Consider the following 2,597-nt stretch of genomic DNA (forward strand, 5'->3'; position numbering starts at 1 on the left):
ATGCCTTCCACCATCGAGTCGAGGTACTCGCGCAACTCCTCATCGAGTCGCTTCAGCGTCCGCCGGTCCATCGCGACCGTAGATCATGATCGACCGGCGGCTTCAACAACCGACTAAGTGGTACTAGAAGTACGTCGCCAGGCCCAAGGAGCCCGTCAGCGACGTCTGCGTATCCTCGTTGAGCGCGATGTAGAAGTTGTACTGCGCGCGCACGCCCAGGCTCACCGAGTCGCTGAGGAAGAAATCGACGCCCGCGTTGGGCCCGATGCCCACGAAGTTGCTGGTCGTCTCCTTGAAGACGATGAGGTAGCTCACGTCCGTGCCGATATACGGGCGGATGTTCTCCTCCATCAGCAGGTAGCGGATGCCCAGCGACGGGGCCAGGCCCACCACGCGCTTCTCCGGCGTGGAGAAGGTGTCCGTGGGGAACATCAGCTTCGACAGCGAGACGACCTCGAAGCCGTTCTCGATGTAGAGGCTGCCCTCCAGGCCGATGAACGGCGTGCCCGCGAGACCCGCGGTGCGCTTGAAGTCCATGTAGCCCAGCGACAGGCCCAGACTCCGGTTGGAGAACTGCGCGTGAGCAGGAGCCGCGCCCAGCAGGGCCGCGAGCAAGCCAAAGGCACAAAGGTAGGTACGCATGGCGGCGCACTCTACAGCCGGCCTAACCCCTGGAAAACAGCGCTGATTCAGCGGCAGGCTGGCGTTGCCTCATGGGGTGGCGCTCTCCTACACTCGCGCGGCCATGCGTCTTCGCCGCCTCGTCCTTGCCCTGACCGCCGCCGCCTCCCTCTCCACCACCGCCTGCCTCAGCACTCCGCCCCCACACGAGCGGGCGCTCATCAACAATGAGCTGTGCGCCCAGGAGATGGCCAACGGGGACCTGCTGAAGGCGGAGACCTACTGCAACCTGGGCCTGGAGTTCTCCCCCCAGTACGCGGACCTGTGGGCCAACAAGGGCCTCATCGCCATGTACTCGGGCAACAAGGGCAAGGCGAAGGAGTTCTTCATCAAGGCCCTGCGCTTCAACCAGGAGCACCTGCAGGCCTACCAGAACCTGGGCGTCCTCTATCTGGAGGAAGGCGCCTACGGAAAGGCCCACGACAACTTCAAGCGCGCCCTGCAGGTGAACCCGGACAACCTGGAGTCGCGCTACGACCTGGGCCTCACCTTCATGAAGATGGGCAAGACGAAGGAGGCCAAGAAGGAGTTCGACACGCTGCTCGCGGTCAACCCCAACGTGGCCAACGCCCACCACAACCTCGGCATCATGGCCTACGAGGACAAGGACCTGGAGACGGCCTTCGAGCACCTCTCCCAGGCCGCCCAGCTCACCCCGGACTCCGCGGAGGTGTGGCACGACCTGGGCACCGTGCTGCTGGAGCAGAGCCGCTTCGCGGAGGCCCGTGAGGCCTTCGGCAACTGTTCCCGCCTGGATGAGAAGAACTCCAGCTGCCTCAACAGCTTGGCCGTCGCCCAGCGCAAGGTGGCGCTCACGGACTCCGCCCTCAAGGAGCTGAAGGACACCCAGACGGCGGAGAACAGCGCCCCGGCCATGTACCTGCTCGCGCGCCAGTACCGCGAGAAGGGCCTCCTCACGGAAGAGGAAGGCGCCTACCGCAAGTGCGTGAAGCTGGACGCCAAGTTCGCGCCCTGCCACTTCGGCCTCTTCCAGATCTTCAATGAGGCCCACAAGCAGACCCACGCGCAGACGGCGTGCAAGAACTTCATGAAGTTTGGAACCTCCGAGGAATTCCCCACCGAGTACACGACGTGTGAGAGATTCCTCGCCAACGACTCGTTCTAGCCGTCCCTCTGGGTAGCGACACACGCGATGAGCGTCCGTCTGACCGTCACACAGCGCAGCGAGGCCGGAGGCGCCTCGGGCAAAGAGGTCGTCCTCGACGACTCCGTCATCACCCTGGGGCGGGACAAGACCTGCCAGGTGGTGCTTCCGCAGCAGGCGGTGTCGCGCAACCACGCGCGCATCATCCAGGAGGGAACCCTCTACTTCCTGGAGGACCTGGGCAGCGCCTACGGCACGAAGATCAACGGCAAGGCGCTCCCCAAGGGGGAGAAGGAACTGCTGCGCAACGGCGACGTCATCGCCATCGCGCAGTACGACGTCCGCTTCGACAAGGTCGTGGAGATCGCCCCGGACGTCAGCGACAAGACGTCCTTCCTCGCGCGCGGCATGGTGAAGGACGCGATGCGCGGCCTCGCCGGCGGCGAGGAGCGCTTCCTGCGCTACATGAACGGCCCGCGCGAGGGCCAGCGCATTGAAATCTCCGAGGCCCAGGAGCACGTCTTCGGCCGCGACGAGAAGGAAGCCGACGTCATCCTCAAGGACGACCTCGTCTCCCGCAAGCACGCCAAGGTGCGCCGCGACTGGTCCGGCACGCACGTGGAGGACCTGGGCAGCCGCAACGGCATCAAGGTCAACAAGAAGCGGGTGAACCGCAAGGCGCTCAAGGACGGCGACGAGCTGGAGATTGGCGCCACCCGCTTCGTCTACGTGGACCCCACCGAGCCGCCCGACGAGCCGGCGGTGAGCCTCTCCTCGGAGAGTCCCTCCAGCGCCCCGGCCCCCTCGCCGC

3 protein-coding genes are annotated in these 2,597 nt (G+C 65.2%); 2 read left to right on the forward strand and 1 reads right to left on the reverse strand.

The features are described from left to right. Positions 1 to 123: 123 nt before the first annotated feature. The gene (locus D7X32_RS44040) at positions 124 to 642 is read right to left on the reverse strand and encodes an outer membrane beta-barrel protein (RefSeq protein ID WP_120608436.1); all 519 of its coding nucleotides are present in this window, start codon (positions 640 to 642) and stop codon (positions 124 to 126) included. 103 nt (positions 643 to 745) lie between these two features. Between D7X32_RS44040 and D7X32_RS44045 the strand changes: the two genes are divergently transcribed. Continuing rightward, positions 746 to 1,807 carry a tetratricopeptide repeat protein gene (locus D7X32_RS44045; RefSeq protein ID WP_171449076.1) on the forward strand — a complete coding sequence of 354 codons (1,062 nt, stop codon included), beginning with the start codon at positions 746 to 748 and terminating at the stop codon, positions 1,805 to 1,807. A 27-nt stretch (positions 1,808 to 1,834) separates the two neighbouring features. Continuing rightward, positions 1,835 to 2,597, forward strand: a 763-nt coding sequence (locus tag D7X32_RS44050) for an FHA domain-containing protein (RefSeq protein ID WP_120608437.1), incomplete at its 3' end; no start/stop codon positions are given.

The sequence above is a fragment of the Corallococcus carmarthensis genome, assembly GCF_003611695.1.
GTDB lineage: Bacteria > Myxococcota > Myxococcia > Myxococcales > Myxococcaceae > Corallococcus > Corallococcus carmarthensis.

What these genes read in the sequence shown, in the direction of transcription:
- D7X32_RS44040 (WP_120608436.1), bottom strand. Translation starts at nt 642, where the DNA reads ATGCGTACCTACCTTTGTGCCTTTGGCTTGCTCGCGGCCCTGCTGGGC.
- D7X32_RS44045 (WP_171449076.1), top strand. Translation starts at nt 746, where the DNA reads ATGCGTCTTCGCCGCCTCGTCCTTGCCCTGACCGCCGCCGCCTCCCTC.